Consider the following 21,549-nt stretch of genomic DNA (forward strand, 5'->3'; position numbering starts at 1 on the left):
CCGCAGTCCGCCTGGAGAAGACCCGTCGCCCGTCTCTTAACCGGGCGTGACGGCGGGCGGTAATCTCGCACGCGATGCTGCCGCCGACCGTGCTCGCCGTGCTGGCCGAGCTGGCGCCGGCCGCGGGGGAGCGGACCCTGGACGTGACCCGCGGGTCGCAGCCGCTGGTCTGGCTGGAGAGCGCGGAGAAGGCGCCTCGTCAGGCGGCCGTCGAGCGGCTCGCCGCGCTCGACGCGCTGCACCGGGAGGAGCGGATCCTGCACCGGGGCTGGGGGTTCCTGGCCGGCCGCGCCGAGATCGACGGGAAGCCGCGCAAGATCCGGGTGCCGCTGCTCAGCCAGCCGGTGCATCTGGAACGCTCGCTGCTCGCCTACAAGGTCGTCCCGGCCGGCGACGTCGAGGTGACCCCGCTGGTCGCGGACCGTGAGCTGGCCGCCGCGCTGGAGGACGCACCCGGCCTGGCCGCACCCGGCTGGCTGGAGGCGCTCGGCAGCCGGGCATGGTTGCAATCGGTCGCCGACGCCACCGGCTTCACCGTCAGCGCGATCGTCGGACCGGGGCAGAAGATCCCGGCCGAGGGCCTCGTCCTCATCGCCGCCCCGGCCCTGTTCGTGATCCGCGACGTCTTCGGCGTCGGCCTCGCCGACAGCCTGCGCAGCTGGGCCGGCCGCGACCTGTCCGCCACCGCCCTCGCCGCCGTCTACAGCGACCCGGGCACCGAGACATCACCAGCCGGCGGCCCGCGACCCGGACCCTGGGCATCACCAGCCGGCGGCCCGCGGACCGGACCCTGGGCCTCACCAGCCGGCGGCCCGCGACCCGGAGCCTGGGCATCACCAGCCGGCGGCTCGCGGACCGCATCCCGGGCGTCGAATGCCGGTGATTCCCGCAGCGAGACCGCCGCGCCGCACGCCGACGCGGACCCGGTGATCTCGCCGCTGCCGTTGACCGGACCGCAGCAACAGGTGGTCCGGCGGGCCCGATCGGCACCGGTCACGGTCGTCTCCGGGCCGCCCGGCAGCGGCAAGAGCCACACCGTCGTCGCGGCCGCTCTCGAGGTCGTCGACCGGGGCGGTTCGGTGCTGGTCGCGACCCAGTCGCCGCACGCCGCCGAGGTGCTCGCCGGCCTGCTGGCCCGTTATCCGGGCCCGCCGCCGGTGCTGTTCGGCGACGCGAGCGGCCGCGCGGACCTGGTGGCCGAGCTGACCGCCGGCACCGATCAAGGGGTCGAGGCATCGCTGATCCGTTCCGGTCGCGCTCGGGTTCGGGCCGCGGCTGCTTCGGTACGCGAGAAGCGCACCGCCCTGATCCAGGCGCTGGAGCTGGAGCAGCACGCCGCCGCCCTCCCGGCCTACCAGCCGCTGCTGCCCCGGCTCGCCGTCGACGTCCCGGGCGCCTTCGACGACGCCGTGGATCTCGACGAGGTGCGGGCGCTGCTGGCGGTCGAGCCGGGTGCCGGATGGTGGTCCCGGCGCCGGGCGCGAGTGGCGCGGCGCAAGGCGTTCCGGCTCCTGAGAACGGACGAAGGCGCACCCGGGGCGGCCCGCGCACGCGGGGGAACACGTGACCGCGCTCACGGCGTACGGGAAGCGGGTGAATCCGGACCCGGGGAGACCGTGCGGGAAGCGCTCGCCGCGGCGACCGCGCAGCGGGCCGCGGCCCGGCTCGCCGCGACCGGTGGCACCGACCTGGCCGCCGCCTGGTCCGCCCTGCACGACGCCGAGAACGACCTGCGCGAGGCCGCCGGCCGGGCGATGCGCGACGCCGCCCGCAGCGCGGAACGCTGGGACTCCGACGCCCGGCGCGCGGCCGGCGCCCTGGCCGCGGCCCTGCGCGCGGGCCGCAACCGGCGCCGGGAGCTGCTCGCCCGGATGGCCGCCGCCCCGCTGGTCCGCGCGCTGCCGCTGTGGATCGGCACGGTCGCCGACGTCGAGGATCTGCTGCCGCCCGAGCCGGGGCTGTTCGACCTGGTGGTGATCGACGAGGCGTCGCACGTGGACCAGATCCGGGCCGCGCCGGTGCTGGCCCGCGCCCGGCGTGCGCTGGTCGTGGGTGATCCGCGGCAGTTGCGGTTCGTGTCGTTCGTCAGCGACGTGGACGTCACCCAGGTCCTGGAGCGGCACGGCGCGGACGAGCGGCTCGACGTGCGCCGGGTCAGCGGTTACGACCTGGCCGCGGCGGCCGCCCCGGTCACCTGGCTGGCCGAGCATCACCGCAGCGTGCCGCACCTGATCGAGTTCCCGGCGCGGCGCTTCTACGGCGGCCGGGTGTCGATCATGACGCGCACCCCGCTCGCCGACGCGACCGACGCCATCGACGTGCGGCACGTGCCGGGGGCGGAGCTGGTCAAGGGCGTCAACCGGGCCGAGGTGGCGGCCGCCCTGGAGACGGTCGAGCAGCTGGCCGCGGCCGGGCACCGGGGGATCGGGGTGATCAGTCCGTTCCGGGCGCAGGCCGAGGCGCTGGAGGCGGCGCTGGTCGCGGCGTTGCCGGCGGAGCGGATCGAGGAGCTGCGGCTGCGCGTCGGCACGGTGCACGCGTTCCAGGGCAGCGAGGCCGACGCGGTGGTGGTGTCGCTGGGCCTGGTCGACGGCGACTCACCGAGCCGGCGGCGGTTCGTCACCGAGGCGCAGTTGTTCACCGTGATGATCACCCGGGCCCGCCGGCGCCTGGTCGTGCTCACCTCGCTGACCGCCCCGGCCGGCCTTCTCGGGGACTACTTGGCATACGCCGAGGGCCCGCGCCCCGCCGAGCCCGGCCCCGAGCCGACCGGCTGGGCCGCGGAGCTCGCCGCCGAGCTGGACCGCCTCGGCGTCCCGGCGCAGCCGGGGTACACCGTCGGCCCGTGGACCCTGGACCTGTGCGTCGGCGCGGTCGGCGTGTTCTGCGGCGTGCACCCGGACGGCCCGGCCGCGCACCTGGAACGGCAGGGCGCTCTGCACCGCGCGGGCTGGCATCTGCTCGACGCGTTCCCGAGCCGCTGGCAGGGTGATCCGCGCCGGGCCGCCCTGGAGATCGCCGAGGTGGCGGCCGGTCGGATCTGGGACATGGGGTTCAGCGGGACGCCGGGCAGCGGCACGATGTCGGTGAAGGCGCCGCGAGCCGTTCGCGCCCGGCGCGCACCCCGCACCTGACGCCCGTTCGGGCACACCATCCGCCGCGCCCACCGGCGCTCCGCACATCTGTCCGGGGAGGACGAGATGGCGACCATCTTCACGCAGAACACCAGCACGCTGTCCAGCTTCATCCGGGCCGAGATCGAGTTCGCCGGCCCGGTCGCGAACGGCGCCCGGGGGACCGCGGCCCGTCGCGTCCAGGAGTGGCTGACCCTGCACGACCACGGCGTGGTCGTCGACGGGATCTTCGGCCCGGCGACCGCCCGGGCGGTCACCGCCTTCCAGTCCGACGCCGGCCTGGCCGCCACCGGCACCGTCGACCAGCGGACCTTCGACGCGCTGGTGGCGCCCATGGTCGGCGTGCTCAAACAGCGGGTCAACCGGTCCGTCCCGCTCGCCGAGGCGGTCGTCGAGTACGCCAGGGCCCACCTCGAGCCGCACCCCCGGGAGGTCGGCGGACCGAACAGCGGCCCCTGGGTGCGCCTCTACATGAGCGGCCGGGAGGGTGAGGCGTTCGCCTGGTGCGCCGGGTTCGTCACCTTCCTGCTCGACCAGGCCGCGCAGTCCCTCCAGGTCGGCAAGCCGATCACCGGGTCGGTCTCCTGCGACACCCTCGCCGCGCAGGCCACCCACGCCGGTGTGTTCCTGGCCGGCGGCGAGGCGGCCGGCAAGCTCACCCCGGGCAGCATCTTCCTGGTCCGCCGGGTGCCCGGCGACTGGACGCACACCGGTGTCGTCACCGAGGTGCACGACACCACCTTCGACACGATCGAGGGCAACACCAACGACGCCGGGCAGCGCGAGGGATACGAGGTCTGCGCGCGGACCCGGTCGTACGACGACAAGGACTTCATCCTCATCTGATTCGTCCCCTAAGGAGGGGCCATGCCGGACGTCTTCAAGATCCTGAGAGACCTGGAGATGAAGGCCGTCGGGGTCGATCCGCAGACCCAGGCGATGCAGGAGGGCTACTTCGTGGCGTTCCGCAACGTCGGCCTGCCGATCCGCACCGAGGACTACGAGAAGCCGTGGAGCCCGATCGGCGTCAACCTGAACAAGCCGGTCGCCGAGAAGCCGCCGGCCGACCCGGCGAACGCCGACACCACCGCCAGCGAGCAGGCCGACACCGACGCCGAGTTGCAGGGCATCAGCCGGGCTCAGCGCAACTACATCAACACGTTCCTGCTCACCGATCGCAAGCTGCGGATGAGCAACACCTACCAGGTGATGCCGGGCTCCAGCCGGCTCTCCGACACCTGGTGGGCGATCATGACGGGCGCCAACGGCATCCCGCCGAAGACCGATCTCAAACCGGAGATCAAGGCCGCGTACGACAAGGCCCGCGCGTTCCTGATGGACGCCGACGACAACCCGACCCCGAAGTACCAGAAGTACCTGGACTACCGGGACAAGTACCGGACCGCGGTGAAGGCGTACAACCGGGCGTACAGCGCCGCGCTGACCGACCCGAAGAAGCTGGGCCGGTTCCCCAACGAGGGCAAGCTGTTCCAGGACGACGTGGACTCGGCCTTCGACGAGTGGCAGGGCTTCGGCGCCAAGAGCGAGGTGGAGAAGGCGCTGGCCACGCTGGCCGCGCAGGGCACCGACCCGGCCATCGCGCTGATCGCCCGCTGCAAGCGCCGCTGGGAGAACAGCCTGCTCAATTTCCCGAGCATCGGCAACATCCCGTGGACCGTGATGAGCCCGGAGTCCTGGTACGACGCCACCGACGACTCCGGCTGGAACGACTACAGCAGCACCGACTTCCACACCGAGAGCCACTACAAGTCGTCGAGCACCTCGATCAAGGCGTCCGGCGGGCTGAACCTGGGACTGTGGAGCGTCGGCGGCCACTTCGGCAGCGACAAGAGCCAGACCTCGCTCAACGTGCAGACCGACAACCTCGACATCCGGTTCAAGTACTCGGTGGTCGACGTGAGCCGGGTCGGCATCGACACGTCGCTGCTGTTCCTGAAGAACTGGTTCCTGTTCGGCGACTACCAGAAGAACGCCATCTCGAAGGGCACCATGGCCCAGGAGCTGCCGCAGGCCGGGCAGGAGGTGTTCCTGCCGTCGATCGTGACCAGCCTGATCGTGGTGAAGGACTTCGAGATCGGCTGGAAGAACTGGAAGCAGGACTGGCAGACCCAGTCGTCGGCCATCTCGGCGGGCGCGTCGGTCGGCTACGCCTGCTTCGCCATCGGCGGCTCCTACGAGCACCGCAGCCAGCAGAGCGACTTCGTGGCCGACGACACCGGCGAGCGGCTGAAGAGCCCCGGTATCCAGGTGATCGGCTACGTCTCGGAGATCCTGCCGGCCTCGCCGGCGCACGACTCGTCGGAGTTCATGCAATGACCGATCACCGGGCCGCGGGGCGATCTCCGCTCGCGGCCCGGTCCCCTTTGTCGCCGATCTCCGGAAGGACATCGTCGTGGGCCTGCTCACCCAATCACTGCTCAAACCGGTGCAGGACTGGATCAAAACCGAGTTCGGCACCCCACCGGGGGCGTCGGTGGTGTTCCGCTTCGACCGGTTCGGGGTCACCCTGACCGACGAGGACTTCATGCTGCCCGGTCATCCGGAACTGGGGTTCTCCCCGGAGATGGCGATCGAGCGGTTCTCCGACCTGGTCAACCGGGTGCCGGTCGGGGTGGACGACGGGGACGACGACGTCACGTTCTCCGAGATCGACGTGGACACCTCGTACTTCTTCCGGCTGGTCAACCCGGCCGAGCCGTACCTGCCGGCCACCCTGCCGGGACCGGCGAAGGAGCGCCGCATCTCGGCCTTCGACACGCTCAAGGCGGAGGCGCTCAAGCTCTGGGAGACGCAGGGCCTGGCGTCGGTCACCGGGCAGATCCGCGAGTTCCGGCCGTGCACCCCGGCGCCGATCAACTGGTACGACTCGCGCAGCACCACCGGCTGGCAGCCGCGCACGTTCACCATCGCCGGCTCCGACCAGGCGCCGGCAGCGCAGACGCTCCACTGGCGGATGGCCCCGGACGACGCCCAGATCAGCAAGGCGGTCCAGTTGCCCGTCGACGAGGTGCGCAAGCTGCCCGCCTCGGACATGCTGCGCCGGGCCGCCCGGATCCAGCGCGGTGAGCCGGCGCTGGCCCCGCAGCTCACGCCCCTCCCGGGCGGTCTGCTGAAGCCGATCCTCAAGCCGCCGCCCAGCGACCTGATCAAGGTGCCGGTCGGCGACCGGATCCTGGCGAAACGCCGGCTGCTGGAGGCCGCGCCGGTCCAGCCGGCCACCACCAGCTCGCAGACCACCGTCTCGTTCGACGCCTGCCTGGTCCGCATCGACCGGCCCTGGCTGTTCTGGCCGTTCCTGATCGACGCCACCTGGGACGTGCCCGGGGCCGGCAAGGGCAGCATCTCGCAGTCCGGCGCGCTGGGCGCGCTGAGCTGGCTGCCGACCGGGATGCTGGCCATCCGCAACCTCAAGATCACGTCGAACTGGTCGGCGCAGGACATCGAGGCGTCCGCCACCGCGACCAACTTCGGGCCGTTCGCGGTCTCCGAGAAGATCACCAACGGTGTGCTGTCCGCCTCCGGCCTCCAGATCAGCGGCTGGCAGTTCCAGCAGCTGCCCGCCCTGCCGCCGAACGACGAGCCGCCGGCCACCCCGGCGCCCGCCCCGAAGAAGCAGTACACCGTGGTCAAGGGCGACACCCTGTGGAGCATCGCCCGGATGATGTACGGCGACGGCAAGAAGTGGAAGAAGATCGCCGACGCCAATCACATCGCCGACGCCAACAAGATCAAGGTCGGGCAGCGCCTGATCATCCCGTGAGGGGGCGCACGTGTACGACGTCGACGACCTCATCGACCTCGACCGCCGCCTGACCGGCCTGCTGGCCAAGCCGGACGGCTGGGCGGACGGCCTGCGGGCGGCGGTGAGCCTCGGCTTCCTCCGCCGCTCGTGGGACGCCGGTACCGCCCCGCAGAGCGCCGACGAACTGGTCGACGAGCTGACGGCGGCGCCCGGTCACCCGGTCGAGATCACCGCCGCGCACGGCTGGCTGCGCAACTCCCTCGGCGTGGTCACCACCACCTGCGCGTGGAAGGACCTCGGCGACGACGAGGTGCAGCTGGTCCGGGTGTACGTCAACCGCTCCGGCGCCTGGCTCTGCGAGTACTGGCAGGAGACCCGCGCTCACCGCCCGACGGTCTGACCGCTGTACGGCTATGGGGCGGCGAGTTGTGGACAAGACAAAACCCCGGCGGCATATCCCCGAAGGGTAGAGGCGGACCGGGGTCTTCACGGCGACCCTAGCATGGTCCGGCGGTCTCACGGCGTTGACAGGTGAACGGCGGTGCAGCCGGGTCATCCTGAAGTGGTGGAGCGGGGTCTGTCCGTTGAGCGCCTCGCTCCCTACCGGGCGGCATGCGGCGGCGACTTGGGGGCCGCCCTCCAGCTCTATCGCTGGAACGCGGAGGTCTCCGCGGCGCTGGGAGCGACGATCGGCCATGTCGAGGTCCGGCTGCGGAATGCCGTGCACGATGCGCTGACTGCCTTCACCAGGCCTTTCGCCGCCAGCGCCGCGCGACGGTCTTCACCGCCGTGCAGCAGTTGCACGAGGCGCGCAACCGCATTGCCCACCATGAGCCGATGTTCAACCGTCCGATCGCGGATCTACGGCAGACCGCGCTTCACCTAGTGGGCTGGATCTGCCCGGTCACCCGTGACTGGATCGAACAGCGATGCAGGGTGCCGGAGGTGCTGTCAGGCCGGCCCACCTGAGGGTGCGGTGCGATGCAGTTGCTTGTAGACCGGCGCCAGTTGCTTGTGCAAGCGCGTGTAGATGTCGTAGATGTCGCTGTACAACGCCTGATCCGGGCCGGGCTCGAAGATCGAGTTGTTGCGCGCCAGATCCGAGATGTCCGAGAAGCTGATCATCCCGGCGCCGACCGCGCCGATCCACCCGGCGCCCCGCGCGTTGACCTGGACCGGGTTCGCGTCCCGCCGGATCTCGATGCCCAGCACGTCCGCGAAGATCTGGCACCACGAACTCGACCGTGCCGCCCCGCCCGTGATCACCATCGACGACACCGGCGCCCCGAGGAACCGGTCCACCGCCTTCGCCATCCACCGCGTGTTCAGCGCGACACCCTCGAACACCGCCCGCAGCAGGTCCGACCGGGTGGTCTCCAATGAGATGTTGAGGAACCCGGCGCGCAGGTTCGGGTCGTCGACCGGCGCCCGCTCGCCGTACAGCCAGGGCATGTAGAGCACCCCGTCCGCCCCGGCCGGCACGCTCGGAATGATCTTGTCGAAGGCGTCGAAGATGGTGCCCTCGTCCCGGCTGATGTGCCCGGCCGCGAGCAGCGGGTCGTCGTACTCGACGATCTTGTCGCGCAGCCAGGTCAGGTTCGCGCCGGCGGTGGCCTGCAGCGCGGTCATCAGGTAGCGGTCCGGCAGCGCGCACGGGATCGACGCGATCCCGCTGCCCACGTCGGTCTTCTTGGCCGGCACGTGCGCCGCGATCCAGGACGACGTGCCGAGGTACAGGTGCGGCTCGTTGTCCCGGACCGTGCCCGCCCCGATCGCGGCCGCGGTGTTGTCGATCGCACCCGCCACCACCCGGATCGAGGCGGGGAGGCCGAGGTGATCGGCGGCGCTGGGGGCTAGCGTGCCGATCACCTCGGTGCACGTGACGATCGGCGGGAACTTGTCCCGGTCGATCCCGCTGGCGGCGACCAGCGACGGCGCGTACCGGATGTTCCCGGCTCTGCGGTTGTCGGTGACCCACGAGGTGAGGATCGAGTCGACGGTGGCCACGGTGCGGCCGGTGAGCTTCAGGTTGATCCAGTCCAGGACGTTGAGGAACGTCTTGGTTCGCGCGTACACGTCGGGCATCTCGTCGCGCACCAGCAGCATGTGCGCCGCCGGATCCTTGCCGGTGACCGACGGCATCCCGCCGGTCAGACGCAGCCACCGAGCGATTTTGAAGATCGAGATGCCGGCGTACGCCGGGAAGCCGCCGAACTGGCGACGCAGGTGCGGCGCCCCGCGCATGTCCAGCCAGCTGATGCACGGGGTGAGTGGCTCCCCGGCGGCGTCCACCGCGATCGTGCCCTCACCCTGGGTCGACGAGCAGATCGTGGTGACCGCGCGCAGGTGCTCCGGGTGTTCCCGGCCGAGTTCGGCGACCACCTCGGCCAGGGCGTCCCACCAGGCGACCGGGTCCTGCTCGGCGCCGCCGCCGGGCAGCACCCGCAGCGGCACCGGGCGCTCCGCCCAGCCGGTCACCGTGCCGTCCGCGGCGACCAGGGCCGCCTTCATCCCGGAGGTGCCCAGGTCGATCGCCAGCACCTGCGGCGCGATCGCCATCTAGACCCCCTCGACCTGCGCGAAGACCTGATCGAACCGGGCGAGCGCGTCGTCGATGACCTCGTCGGTGTCGGCCAGCGAGGTGTACATCCGGGAGCCGGCCAGGGTGATGATGCCGTGCGCCGCGTACGCCGCACCCATCTGCTCCATCAGCGTCTTGCGCGCCTTGTTCTCCTTGAGCAGCTTGATCGGGCTGCGCATGTCCAGCAGCATCACGCCGCTGCACTCCAGGTGCACGATCGACCCCTGGTTGTACGCCACGTACGGCAGCCCGTACTTGTCGATCAGCCGCTGGAGTCCCCGGGTCAGCCGGTCCCCGGCCCGCCCGGCCAGCACCGGCGCGTTGGTCCGGGCCATCTCCTGGATCGCGAAGTACCCGGCCGCGCAGGACAGCGGGTTCGCCGACAGGGTGCCGCCGACCTGGATGTGCGCGCCGCTCTTGCCGTCCAGGCCGGAGCCGAACACGCTCATGATGTCGGCTCGCCCGCCGACCCCGCCGGCCATCGGGTATCCGCCCGAGACGGCCTTGCCGAAAACGGTCAGGTCCGGGGTGACCCCGAAGTAGCCGGCCGCGCCGCCCATCCCGGTCCGGAACCCGGTGACCACCTCGTCGAAGATCAGCAGCGCGCCGAACTCGGTGCACAGTTTGCGCACGGCCGCGTTGTAGTCGTGCGGGACCGGCCGGGTGCCGGACTCCGGCCCGAACGGCTCGACGATGACCGCCGCGGTGCCGCCGCGCAGCCGGTTCTCGATCAGCTTGCGCTTGAGCGTGCCCAGATCGTGCGGGAACGCCTCCCGGGTGCGGCCGGTGGCGCCCCACGGGATGCCCTTGGCGTTCATCCGGAAGCTGCCCGGCACCCGCAGGCCGTAGACCACGGTGTCGGACCAGCCGTGGTACGCCCCGCCGACCTTGATCACCATCTTCTTGCCGGTCTTGGCCCGGGCCGCCCGCACCGCCGCCATCACGGCCTCGGTGCCGGAGCCCAGCGACCGGTACATCTCGATGTGCGGCATGTACCTGTTGATGATCTCGGCGAGCTTCAGCTCGTACTCGTGGAACAGGCCGGTGACCGGCCCGCTCTCCTTGATCACCGCGGCCACCTGCTCGTTCACCGGGCCGTAGTTGCTGCCCAGGATGGTCGGGCCGCCGGCCTGGAGGAAGTCGATGTAAACGTTGCCGTCCCGGTCGGTCAGGTGCGCGCCCTCGGCCTTGTCGATGGCGAGCGGGAACGGGTAGTTGAAGGCCAGGTTGTGCTGGACGCCGCCGGGGATGCGCTTCTTGGCCCGCTCGGTGATCTCCTTGCTGGCCCGGCACTTGGTCTCGAAGTAGTTCAGCGTGTCCAGCAGCGCGTCGTGCCGCAGTCCCCGCACCGGCTGCGCGACCAGGGCCTTGAGCCGCCGCATGGTGTCCGGGACGTCGAGGTACTCGCTGATCATGTAGCCATGATCTTCTTCGGGCGAAGTTTCGGGAATGTCCGAAACGCTAGGGAGCTCTTCGTCGTCAGGGACCCGCACCGGCTCGACCGCGTCGACGATCTGCGAGGCGATCCGCTTCTCGTCCTTCTTGAGCTTGCCGAACGCGATCTCCCGGATCGCCGCCGGAATCGTGTAGACCTTGCCGGCCTCGGTGGTCAGCGCCATCAGATAGGCGATCGACACCTTCTCCAGCAGCGCCATGTTGAACACCGCGCGCGACGGGTCGGTGCCCACCGCCACCACGCCGTGGTTGGCGATGATGAACGCGTTGTCCCCGCTCGCCACCTTCTTCTGCACGTTCTTGGCGAGGAACCCGGTGCCGGACGGCGCGTAGTCGATGATCGCGACCTCCTTGCCGAGGAACCGCACCTGCTCGTCGGTGAGCGCCGGGATCGGCTTGCGCAGGAAGGCGAGCGCCGACGCGTACGGCTGGTGGGTGTGCACGATCGCGTTCACGTCCGGCCGCTCGCGATAGATGTTCGCGTGCATCCCGCACTCGATCGACGGCACGAGGCCGCCCGCGCCACCCTCGTCAGGGACGTGTTTGCCCTGGAAGTCGACGATGCAGACGTCCTCGACGCGCATCTTGTCGTAGTCGTAGTTGCTGGGCGTGACGGCGTACAGCTCGTGGCCCGGGATCCGGACCGAGACGTTGCCCTCGGTCGCTTTCAGATATCCACGGTCGAGCATCGTGCGGCACATGTCGACCACGTGCTGACGGGACAGTCGATGTTTCACGGCGGGTCCGATCCTGGTGCGTCGTTGGCCGGGACCATCGTCGCGCCGCTCCGGTGATGAAGCACCGTGACCCGAGCAGCAATCTGCGCCCCGGTTGTTATCACCGAGTGACAAAATTCGGCGATGACGACCCCGTGGCAGCGCCTGCCGGCCGACCTGGCGACCGCCATGCGTCCCCGGCTGCCGGATGCGGTCCCGGCCATCGCCGACGCGGTCACCGCGGCGAACCCCGCGCTCGCGGAGACCTCACGAGCAAAATTCGACCGCGATTTGCGTACGGCCGTGCAGGTCGCCATCGAACGCTTCCTCGACCTCGCCGGCACCGACGAGCCGGCCCTGCCCCCGCGGATCCGGGAGGTGTTCGTCGCCCTGGGCGCCGCCGAGGCCCGCGAGAACCGGGGGCCGGAGCTGCTGCTCGGCGGCCTGCGCACGGCCGCCCGGCTGCTGCTGCGCACCGCCTCCCAGGCGCTCGCCGAGTCCCGCCCGGTCACCGTCGAGGAGGTCATCGACCTGTCCGACGCCACCAGCGCGTTCGTCGACGAGCTCGCCTCGGCCTGCACCGACGGCCTGGCCCGGCAACTGCGCGAGCAGGCCGGCGAGGGCGACCGGCGCCGCCGCCGGGTCGCCGACCTGCTGCTGCGTGGCGGAGCGCCGGCCGACGTGGCCCGCGAGGCGGTGACCGCGATCGGCTGGCCGGCCCTGGACCGGGTCGTGCCGGTGCTGCTGCCGCCGGACCAGGCCCGCGACGCCCGGTTCCGGTTCGCCGCCGACGGTGTGGTCGCCGAGCGCGCCCGCGACGCCGTGCTGCTGCTGCGGTCCGGCCCGCGCGCCGAGCGGCCGGCGCTGGCCGAGGCCCTGGACGGCCGGGAAGCGGTGGTCGGCCCGGCGCTGTCGTGGACCGAGGTCCCGGAGGCGGTCCGCCTCGCCGAACGCGCCGCCGAACTGATCGGAACCGGTCCGGCCCCGGTCTTCGTCGAGGACCACTTCGCCGCCCTGGCGCTGCGCGGCGAGCCCGGCGCGCTGGCCGCCCTCGCCACCCGGCGGCTCGCGCCACTCGCCGGCCTGCGCCCGGCCCAGCGCGACCAGCTGCTGGTCACCCTGGAGTCCTGGCTGCGGCACTGGGGTTCCCGCGCGGCCGTCGCCGCCGAGCTCTACGTGCATCCGCAGACGGTCAGTTACCGCCTCAACCGGCTGCGCGACCTGCTCGGCCCGGCCCTCGACGACCCGGCGGCCCGCTTCGAGCTGCACCTCGTGCTCGCCCACCGCGGCTCGTCGTCCTGAGGCACTAGCTCGTGCTCGCCTGCCGTGGCTCGTGGTCCTGAGGCACTAGCTCGTGCTCGCCTGCCGTGGCTCGTGGTCCTGAGGCACTAGCTCGTGCTCGCCTGCCGTGGCTCGTGGTCCTGAGGCACTACCTTGTGCTCGCCTGCCGTGCTGGTGGTCCTGAGGCACTAGCTCGTGCTCGCCTGCCGTGGCTCGTGGTCCTGTGGCACTAGCTCGTGCTCGCCTGCCGTGGCTCGTGGTCCTGTGGCACTAGCTCGTGCTCGTCTACCGCGGCTCGTCCTCCTGAAGCGTCACCTCGTGAAGCACCACCTCGGCGAAACGCAGCACCACCTCCGGCGCCACCCGGCCCAGCACCGGCAGCGGCGCCGACCACCGGCCCGACACCAGCGCCTCGGCCAGCAACCGGCGTGCCTCGGCCGGCTCGGCGGTCGCGGCCAGCTCGCACAGCGCCTCGGCCCGGCGGTCCGCCACCACGATGCCCTGTGCGAGCCGGCGAGCCCGGTCCCGGTCGTCGACCGCGGCGGCCGCGCCCGCGACCTCCACCAGCGCCCGGGCCTTCAGGTCCGGATCACCGACGAGGTGGGCCGCCGCCTCGGCCTCGCTGCTCAGGGCCCGGGCCCGCGGCCGGTCGCCGAGCGCCACGGCGGCCCGCGCCACGGCGGCCAGCGCCTCGGCCCGGCTGCCGTCGAAATTGAGGTATTCGGCCGCGGTCTCGGCCTCTCCGAGCAACGCCCGGGCATCGCGCGGCCGCCCGGCGGCCGCGAGCGCGGCGGCCGCCCGTGCCATGGCGCCGGGTTGTCCGGCGAGGTCGTCCATCTCCCGGACGACCGACGCCGCTCCCCAGCGGTCACCGGTCCGCGCCCTGGCCAGCGCGACCTCGACCAGCACGAGGTCACGCCACGGCCATCCGGCCATCGGCTCGGCGACGAGGCGATAGGCCCGGCGGTGGTTCCCGGTGCGGGCCATCGCCGCGGCGACGTGGGCCAGCGCGATGGTCCGCTCCACCGACTGGGTGGCGTGCCGGACGAGCCCGCGGGCCTCCCTGATCAGGAGCCGGACACGCCAGCGGCGACCGGCTCCGGTCGCCGCGCGGGCCAACTCGGTCAGCGCGCGGACCCGGTGCTTCGGCTCGGTGATGAGCCGGGCGATCCGGCGCCCGCGCCGATGATCGCCGGCCGCGTCGACTGCCCGCGCGAGGTCGATCAGCGCCGCGGGCTGTGCCTCGCCGTCGGTGACCGTCCGGGCGCTTCGCCCGGCGCCCGCGATCAATGTGCGCACCCGCGTGAGGTCCCCGCCGACCGGCGCTTCCCGCTGCGCGCCGACAGGCAGCGTGCGGACGTGCGTGAGGTCTCCGTCGGCGGGCGTTTTCCGTTGCGCGCCGGCAGGCAGCGTGCGGACGTGCGTGAGGTCTCCGTCGGCGGGCGTTTTCCGTTGCGCGCCGGCAGGCAGGGTGCGGACCTGCGGGACGTCCCCGCCGACCGGCGTGTTCCGTTCGGAGCCGGCGATCGGGGTGTGGACCCGCGGCGCGGTCCCGCCGCTCACCAGGGTGTGTGCCAGCTCCGTCAAGGTCTCGGCCCGACGTTCGGGGTCGCCGATGCCGCGGGCCAGCCGGTAGGCGCGCTCGTGGTCGCCGTTGCCGGCGAGCACCACGGCCACGTCGGCGGTCACCCGGCCCTCCACAAGCGGGTCGGTGAGTTCCCGGGCGATCCGTTCGGCCGTCACGTGATCGCCGGCGCGGGCCGCCGCCACGGCGAGATCGCCCAGCATGGCGATCTGGTAGCCGCGGCCGGCGATGCTCCGCGCGAGCCGCTCGGCCGGCCCGAGCTGCCCGGTCGCGACCATCAGCCGGCAGAGCCGGGCCTGCGCCTCGGGCCGCTGCGCCGGGTCGGTGGTGCTCCGGGCCACCCGCTCGGCGCGCTCGATCAGGGACCGGGTGCGCTGCTGGTGCGCTCCGGCGTCGGTCGCCAGGACCATGGCCGTCAGCGCCTCGACCCGCCGGACCGGATTCTCGACGGCGTCGCTGATCTCGTCGGCCCGCCCGTGCTCGCCGGCGCCGGCCAGCGCCCCGGCCAGGTCGACCAGCGCCCGGTCCCGCCAGTGCGGCTCGGTGACCCCGAGGGCCATCCGGTGTGCTCGCTGGTGCTCGCCGACCGCGGCGACCACCTCGCAGAACCGGGCGACCAGCGCCGCGCGGAGCTCGCAGCCGAGGGGAGTGTCGCGTAACAGGTCGTCCACCTGGCGTACCGCCGCCCGGGCCCGATGCGGCTCGCCGGCCGCGACGGCCGCGCGGGCCAGCGCGGTCAGCACGACGATCCGGTCCACCGCGCTGATCCCGGCGGCGACCTCGTGGGCCTGTTCCAGGGCGCCGGCCTCGAGGAGCGCCTCGGCCACCGCCTTGAGCGCCTCGCTGCGCCAGTGCCGGTTGCCGAGCTGCCGCCCCAGGCGCAGCGCCGTGTCGCCGTCGCCGTCCTCGACCGCGTGCCGGGCCAGGTCACGCACGGTCCGGCCCTGCCGGGAGTCGTCGGCGATCTGCCACGCCACCGCCACGGCGTCAGCGAACATCGCGGTGGCCCGCCGGTGGTCACCACTCGCGGTGGCCGCCCGCGCGATCTGGGCCAGCGCCATCGCCCGCCGGTCCGGCTGCGTGATGGACCGGGCGAGCGCCTCGGCCCGCGCCGGATTGCCGATCCGCTCCCACACCGCGGGCAGCCGTACCGGGATCCAGGCGTTGCGGGTCTCCAGACGCCGCCGGCGGTAGGCGAGCAGGACCATCGCGTACAGATCAATCGTGTCCTGGGTCGATCGCAGATCCTGGCAACCGACGAGCTCGGCGAGCGCCGCGGTGTCCCCGCCGGTCAGCTCCAGCATCCGGTCGTGGCGCGCGGTGTCCACGACCAGCCGGGTCAGCCGGTCCGCGGCGCCCGCGGCGGCCAGCATCCGGGAGTATCCGGCGAGCAGATACTCCGGGGTCTGCGCGGGCCAGCCCGCCGAGCGGTAGGACTCGGCCCAGTCGTGCAGCCGTCCGCGGAACCCGGCGAGCTGGCGCGGCCCCAGCTGATCCACCGCCGCCTGGTACAGCTCCTCGTGCCCGAGCAGGTACACGCTCACGGCCGAGCCCGGCGCCACCTGCCCGCGGAACGTCCGCCCGGTGACCGTGTGCAGCACCGCCTTGATCTCCACCAGCTCGGCCTCGGTCAGCTCCCGCAGGTCGGCCGCCGAGAGGCCACCGCGGGCCGCCGTGACCAGCCCGAGCAGGTCGCGTTCGAGACGGTTCCCGGCGAGCAGCCGGACCAGTTCGGACTCGCTCTCCCGTTGGATGCTCGACGCGTGCGGCGAGTCCCCGAGCGGCCGCACGATGCCCGGGTCCCGCAACGGATGCCACTGCGGCACGTCGTCCGGGATCGGCGGATGCGGCCGGCCCGCCACGATCACCCGCATTCCGGCCGGTGGCCGGGACGGCAGCAGGGCCGCGATGCTGTGCGCGTGCGGCCCGGTCGTCACGCCGCGGTCCTCGTCGAGTCCGTCCACCACCAGTACCAGCCGGCCGCCGTCGCGGGCGCACTCCGACGCCGCGCGGGCGAGCAGATCCAGCAGGGCGGACTCCCGTCCCGCCTCGTCGACCACGACCGGCAGGTCCTCGTCGAGCAGAGCGCACAGCTGCTCGACCAGTTCGGTGGTGAACGCGTCCCGGGTGTCCTGCGCGGCCAGCCGGGCGGTGACGAAGAACGACACCAGCCGGACCCGGCCGGCCAGCTCCGCCGGTGGACGGAGCACGAACGTCGACAGCAGCGCCGACTTGCCGGCCCACGGTCCGGCCTGCCACCAGGCGTACCGCGGGTCTCGCTCGGCGAGGCAGAACGCCGCCAGCTCGGCCAGTTCGGCGTCCCGGTCGCGCAGCTCGGGCGGCAGGACGCTCTGCTCGATCCGGCGGGTATACGCCGACCGGGCCCGGGCCCGGCGCCCGGCGTGCTGGTGGATCGTGACCGGCCCGTTGACCTGGCCGATCGCGGTCCCGCCACGCTCGCTGCGTCCGGACACCGCCGTGACGCCGCCGGGTTCGGTCAGTGGCGGGACCGGCCCGGCGCGGAAGGGTCCGGCTGCTCGCTCCGCCCGGTGTCCGCGGTCAGGTTCGCGTCGCCGCCGAGCTGCCCGATCGCCACCCCGCCGCTGCCGGTGGTGGCGTAGGCGGCCCCGGTGAAGACCCGGGACCCGGCCCCGGCCACCACCGGCGCGCCGGTCGGCGACTCCGCTGCCCGGAGCGCGGCCAGCAGGTCGTTGACCCGCGCCCCGAAATCGCCGTCCCGGCGTGCCGCGGCCGTGACCGCCAGCTCCACCTGCTGCCGGGTCAGGTCGCTGACCCGGTCCGCCGTGGCCTCCTCGGCCAGGTCGTCCAGGGCCGGGTGTGGGCCGAGCTTGGCCGCCACCACCTCGTGCAACCGGTCGAGTCCGGCGTCCATCGCGGTGTCGACCTCCGCATCCAGCCGGCCGGCGGCCCGGCGCGCCTTACGCACCGCCCAGGCGATCACGTATCCAGCCACGACGGACGCTTCGATCACCACCCGCTGATTTCACCGTCTGTGACCAGAAACGGTCAATCACCCGCACGATGGGTTGCGTCAGCGGTCGTACGCCACCAGGGCGCTGTAGAGCAGCGCCGACACGGCCGCCAGCCCGAGCCCGGCGATCCACGGCCCGGTCGCCAGCAGCCGGGCCGTCTCGGTCTGCCCGGCGGCGTAGCAGATCCAGGCCGCGACCAGCGACACCGTGCTCACGATCGGCAGCAGCGGCACCAGCCAGGCCAGGTAGAGCCGCCACGGCGCCGGCGAGGGCACCTGGTCGCTCAGGAACATCCAGGCCACCAGGCCGGCGCCGACGACCAGCACGGCGATCGCGGCGAGGGTGCTCAGCACCAGCCACCCGGCCCCCGCCGGTGGCCCGTCCAGCACGCCGCTCAGGCTCGGCACGTCCGCACCGGCCCAGCGCAGCACCAGCCACACCAGGGCCAGCGGCGCCGCGGTCAGCACCAGGATGACGACCCCGCAGCCCAGCCCGGTCACCCCGCCGAGCACCTGCCGCCGAGCGCTCACCCGTGCCTCCCCTCCCGCACCCCGCCGACGCTACCAAGGTGGGCGAAGCCGGAGCAGCCATCGCCGGGCGGGCCGTTCCACCAGCACGTTGAGCAGCCAGGCGGCGGCGAGCGCCAGCGCCAGCGCGCCCGCGGTGAACGCCGTCGCCGGGCCGGGCGCCAGCCCACCGGCCCCGGTCGGGACCGCCTCGTGCATCGCCTCGATCGCCGCGAGATGCACGAGGTAGAACGCGAAGGACAGCTCGCCGAGCCGGCGCAGCACGCGGTTGCGCCATGGCGTCCAGCCGCCCCGCACGTCGGTGCCGGCCGCGGCGACGAGCAGCAGCGCGAAGCCGGGCATCGTGCACGCGGCCTGGTTCCACGGCTCGTCCACCACGGTGACGGCGAGGTAGCTGTCCAGCACCACCACGACCGCCACCGGCCAGAGCCACCGGCCCGGCGGCGGGAGGCCGAGCCGGACCAGCCCGGCCAGCGCGACCCCGCAGACGAACTCGGGCAGCCGGCCCGGCGGCGTCCAGTGGAAGAACCAGCGGATCGCCGCGTCGCCGGCCACCAGCCGCCCGGCGAACGGGCCGAGCACGGTGACGAGCCAGGCCCCGGCCGCCACGATCGTCAGCCCGCGGGCCCGCAGCCGGGCGACCGCCGGGACCAGCAGCGGGAACACCAGGTAGAAGAACGCCTCGCAGGAGAGCGTCCAGCTGACCGGGTTCGCGCTCTGGTAGTAGGCGGTGTCCGGCGACCAGCTCTGCATCAGGACCAGGTTGGTGAGCACCCCGGGCGCCGAGTCGAACGTGCCCATCCGGCTCATCAGCGGGTAGCAGAGCACCAGCGTGGCCAGGTGCAGCGGATAGACCCGGGCGAACCGGCGCCACCAGAACTCACCGGTCCGCTCCCGCGACGACGACCACATCAGCACGAACCCGGACAGCACGAAGAAGAACGAGACCCCGACGAACCCCGGCGCGAACAGCCAGGTCACCGCGTTGTCGAGCAGCCCCGGCCGGAAGATCCCGGCCAGTTGCAGATGGAACCCGAACACCAGGAAGGCCGCCACCCACCGCAGCCCGGTCAGCGACGGCAGGTTGACGCCCGCCCCCACCGGCGAACCGTAACACCCGATTCGTGAGCAATTGCCCTGATCGGCGAGCGTGGCCGGCGTAGGACCGGCGGGGTGCATGACGCCATGATGGCGGGGTGATGGACACCGCCGCGCGCCACGAGTTCCGCGTTCTCGCCGCCGCGCATCCGAAGTTGCCGATGCTGCTCACCGCCGGGCGGCTGGCCCGGCGGCTGCGGAGGGTGCCGCGGATCGGCTGGGTCACCTCGGATCCGCTGACCGCGCGGCGGATCCTCAACGATCCGGAGCACTTCACGCTGCTCGGTGAGGGCGGCGTCGGGCACCTGTGGGCGCAGGTGCTCGGCGACTGGGTCTACGAGATCTTCGACGGACCGGGGCACCACCAGTTGCGGGCGCGGACCCGGGATCTGTTCACCGACGAGAGCGCGCGCCGGCTCACCGACCGGGTGGTCGGTCCGCGCCTGGACCGGGCCGGCGCGGAACTGCGGGCCGGGAAGACCGTCGACGTCGCCGACCTGGCCCGGATCGTCGTGGGCCGGATCGTGGCGGATCTGCTGCTGTTGCCCGTGGCGGATCGTGACGAGTCGTACCGAAAAATCTTTGCGACCGGTGAGGAACTCGCCGCCCTGGCCCTGGGGACCACCGCGTCCACGCACCTCCCGGCGGAGACGATCGCGCGGGCCAAGGAGATCGTCGGCCGGCTGACCGCCAACGTGGCCGGCTCGTGGCGCACCGCGCCACCGGAGACGGTCCTCGGCCGCTGCCGCGACCTGGGTCTGGAGCAGCGGCAGGCGGAGGGGCTGGCCACCCTGCTGATGGTGGCCGGCACCGAGACGGCGGCCAGCGCGATGGCCCGGACCGTCGCGATCCTGCACGACACCGGCGCCCAGCACCGCCTGCGCGCCGAGCCGGACCTGCTGCCCGAGGCGGTCCGGGAGGGCCTGCGGGTGACCACGCCGGCCCCGCTGATCGGCCGCGCGGTCGCGGCCGACGTGACCGTCGACGGGCGGCTGCTGCGCGCGGGCGAGCGCGTGCTGATGCTGACCTGGACGGCCAACAACGCCGCCGGTGGCTTCGACCTGGACCGCGGTTACCTGCCCGAGCAGCGGCAGCTGTGGTTCGGCGCGGGGCGCCACCTGTGCCTCGGCGCCCCGGTCGCCCGTGCCGAGATCTCCGGTCTGCTGCGGACGTTGCTCGGCACCGGCCGCCCGTGGACGATCACCGGCCGGCGCTACCGCCGCAACGTGCTGATCCCGTCCTACGAGTCGTTGCCGGTCAGGTTGGCGTAGACGTCGTACTCGTGGATCCAGCCGACCATCTGGGGCAGGCCGGCGAGGCGGGCGTTGCGTTCCTCGGCGGGCGGGCCGTCGGGGACCTGGAAGCAGGTCGCGTTGGTGCGCGAGCCCAGCTGGATCTGCCGGGTGCGTGCCTTGCGGGCCTGCTCGTAACGGTGCAGGCCGTCCGGCTGGCCGAGGAAGTGGGCGAGGGCCGCGGCGTCCTCGATCGCCTGGTTGGTGCCCTGGCCGGCGTGCGGCAGCATCGGGTGGGCCGCGTCGCCGAGCAGGGTGACCCGCTCGGTGCTCCAGCGGCGGAGCGGCTCGCGGTCGTACAGCGCCCAGCGGCCGGTCTCCTCGGCGCCGGCCAGCAGCGCGGTCACCGTCGGGCTCCAGCCCGCGAAGGCGGCGACCGCCTCGGCCGGCTCGCACCGCGCCGACCAGGACTCCAAGGTCCACTCCGGATCCGGCACGTACGCCACGAAGTTGATCAGCTCGCCACCGCGTACCGGATAGGCGACCAGGTGGCGGCCCGGGCCGAGGAAGAAGGTAAGCCCGAACGTGTCGCCGCCCGGCACCCGGTCCACCGGGACCAGGCCGCGGAAGCAGCTCATCGCGGCGAACACCGCCTCGTCGGTGTCGTTCACGTGGTGCCGCACCGTCGAGCGCAGCCCGTCCGCGCCGACCACCACGTCCGCCTCGGCGCCGGAGCCGTCGGCGAACTCCAGGCCGGCCCCGGTCGCCGACTCGTGCACGGCCACGCACCGGCGTCCCAGGTGCGGCTCACCGTCGAACGCGGTGAGCAGCACCTGGTGGAAGTCGGCGCGGTGGATGCCGAGGAACGGGCCGCCGAAACGTTGCTCGTACCAGTCGCCCATCGGGTGCTCGTGGAAGATCTCGCCGGTGCGCCAGTGGTGGAACTGGATCCGGTGCAGGTTCGACGAGGCCTCCCGGACCGCCTTGCCCAGGCCGAGCGCGTCCAGCACCCGCATCCCGTTGCCGCCCAGGGACACCCCGGCGCCGATCTCGCTCAGCTCACCGGCCTGGTCGTACACGTCGACCTCGTGCCCGCGCGCCCGCAACGCGATCGCGGCGGTGAGCCCACCGATCCCGGACCCGACAACCGCCACCCTCGTCATGGATGTCATCGAACATCATCG

15 protein-coding genes are annotated in these 21,549 nt (G+C 72.8%); 7 read left to right on the forward strand and 8 right to left on the reverse strand.

The window, feature by feature from the left end:
- Window positions 1-74: 74 nt before the first annotated feature.
- From Aiant_RS32770 to Aiant_RS32790, 5 genes are all read left to right on the forward strand, one after another.
- Window positions 75-3,134, forward strand: coding sequence for a DEAD/DEAH box helicase (locus Aiant_RS32770; protein WP_229830562.1), 3,060 nt, complete (start codon window positions 75-77; stop codon window positions 3,132-3,134).
- Between the two features lie 66 nt (window positions 3,135-3,200).
- The gene (locus Aiant_RS32775) at window positions 3,201-3,980 is read left to right on the forward strand and encodes a peptidoglycan-binding protein (RefSeq protein ID WP_189332821.1); all 780 of its coding nucleotides are present in this window, start codon (window positions 3,201-3,203) and stop codon (window positions 3,978-3,980) included.
- Between the two features lie 21 nt (window positions 3,981-4,001).
- Window positions 4,002-5,471: a hypothetical protein gene (locus Aiant_RS32780; protein ID WP_189332822.1), complete on the forward strand. Its 1,470-nt coding sequence runs from the start codon at window positions 4,002-4,004 to the stop codon at window positions 5,469-5,471.
- A gap of 76 nt (window positions 5,472-5,547) precedes the next feature.
- On the forward strand, window positions 5,548-6,915 hold the full coding sequence (locus Aiant_RS32785) for a LysM peptidoglycan-binding domain-containing protein (protein WP_212846569.1): 1,368 nt from the start codon (window positions 5,548-5,550) through the stop codon (window positions 6,913-6,915).
- A 10-nt stretch (window positions 6,916-6,925) separates the two neighbouring features.
- A complete protein-coding gene (locus Aiant_RS32790) occupies window positions 6,926-7,297 on the forward strand; it encodes a hypothetical protein (RefSeq protein ID WP_189332823.1) in 372 nt (123 codons plus the stop codon).
- 245 nt (window positions 7,298-7,542) lie between these two features.
- Here Aiant_RS32790 and Aiant_RS32795 read toward each other — a convergent pair whose 3' ends face one another.
- The 3 genes from Aiant_RS32795 to Aiant_RS32805 form a co-directional block, all read right to left on the reverse strand.
- Window positions 7,543-7,728: a hypothetical protein gene (locus Aiant_RS32795; protein WP_189332824.1), complete on the reverse strand. Its 186-nt coding sequence runs from the start codon at window positions 7,726-7,728 to the stop codon at window positions 7,543-7,545.
- Window positions 7,729-7,848: 120 nt separating this feature from the next.
- Window positions 7,849-9,456 carry a xylulokinase gene (locus Aiant_RS32800; RefSeq protein ID WP_189332825.1) on the reverse strand — a complete coding sequence of 536 codons (1,608 nt, stop codon included), beginning with the start codon at window positions 9,454-9,456 and terminating at the stop codon, window positions 7,849-7,851.
- Window positions 9,457-11,670, reverse strand: coding sequence for an aminotransferase class III-fold pyridoxal phosphate-dependent enzyme (locus tag Aiant_RS32805; RefSeq protein ID WP_189332826.1), 2,214 nt, complete (start codon window positions 11,668-11,670; stop codon window positions 9,457-9,459).
- 123 nt (window positions 11,671-11,793) lie between these two features.
- Here Aiant_RS32805 and Aiant_RS32810 point away from each other — a divergent pair, with 123 nt between their 5' ends.
- Complete coding sequence (locus tag Aiant_RS32810) at window positions 11,794-12,951, forward strand: PucR family transcriptional regulator (protein ID WP_189332827.1); 1,158 nt, start codon at window positions 11,794-11,796, stop codon at window positions 12,949-12,951.
- 264 nt (window positions 12,952-13,215) lie between these two features.
- Here the strand turns inward: Aiant_RS32810 and Aiant_RS32815 are convergent, their stop codons facing one another.
- Genes Aiant_RS32815 through Aiant_RS32830 form a run of 4 tightly spaced genes read right to left on the reverse strand, consistent with a single transcriptional unit; the run spans window position 13,216 to window position 19,136 of the window.
- Window positions 13,216-16,989: a P-loop domain-containing protein gene (locus Aiant_RS32815; RefSeq protein ID WP_189332828.1), complete on the reverse strand. Its 3,774-nt coding sequence runs from the start codon at window positions 16,987-16,989 to the stop codon at window positions 13,216-13,218.
- Window positions 16,990-17,012: 23 nt separating this feature from the next.
- Window positions 17,013-17,507 (reverse strand): chromosome partitioning protein, encoded by a 495-nt coding sequence (locus Aiant_RS32820; protein WP_245006630.1) that lies wholly within the window; start codon window positions 17,505-17,507, stop codon window positions 17,013-17,015.
- Window positions 17,508-17,567: 60 nt separating this feature from the next.
- On the reverse strand, window positions 17,568-18,038 hold the full coding sequence (locus tag Aiant_RS32825) for a hypothetical protein (RefSeq protein ID WP_189332830.1): 471 nt from the start codon (window positions 18,036-18,038) through the stop codon (window positions 17,568-17,570).
- Window positions 18,039-18,068: 30 nt separating this feature from the next.
- Complete coding sequence (locus Aiant_RS32830) at window positions 18,069-19,136, reverse strand: acyltransferase family protein (protein ID WP_189332831.1); 1,068 nt, start codon at window positions 19,134-19,136, stop codon at window positions 18,069-18,071.
- 98 nt (window positions 19,137-19,234) lie between these two features.
- On the opposite strand from Aiant_RS32830, the gene Aiant_RS32835 reads away from it, so the two are divergent.
- Window positions 19,235-20,404, forward strand: coding sequence for a cytochrome P450 (locus Aiant_RS32835; protein WP_189333123.1), 1,170 nt, complete (start codon window positions 19,235-19,237; stop codon window positions 20,402-20,404).
- On the opposite strand, the gene Aiant_RS32840 is transcribed toward Aiant_RS32835, so the two are convergent.
- Window positions 20,374-21,528 (reverse strand): FAD-dependent monooxygenase, encoded by a 1,155-nt coding sequence (locus Aiant_RS32840; RefSeq protein WP_189332832.1) that lies wholly within the window; start codon window positions 21,526-21,528, stop codon window positions 20,374-20,376. The genes Aiant_RS32835 and Aiant_RS32840 overlap by 31 nt on opposite strands.
- Window positions 21,529-21,549 lie beyond the last annotated feature (21 nt).

The organism is Actinoplanes ianthinogenes (assembly GCF_018324205.1).
Lineage (GTDB): Bacteria > Actinomycetota > Actinomycetes > Mycobacteriales > Micromonosporaceae > Actinoplanes > Actinoplanes ianthinogenes.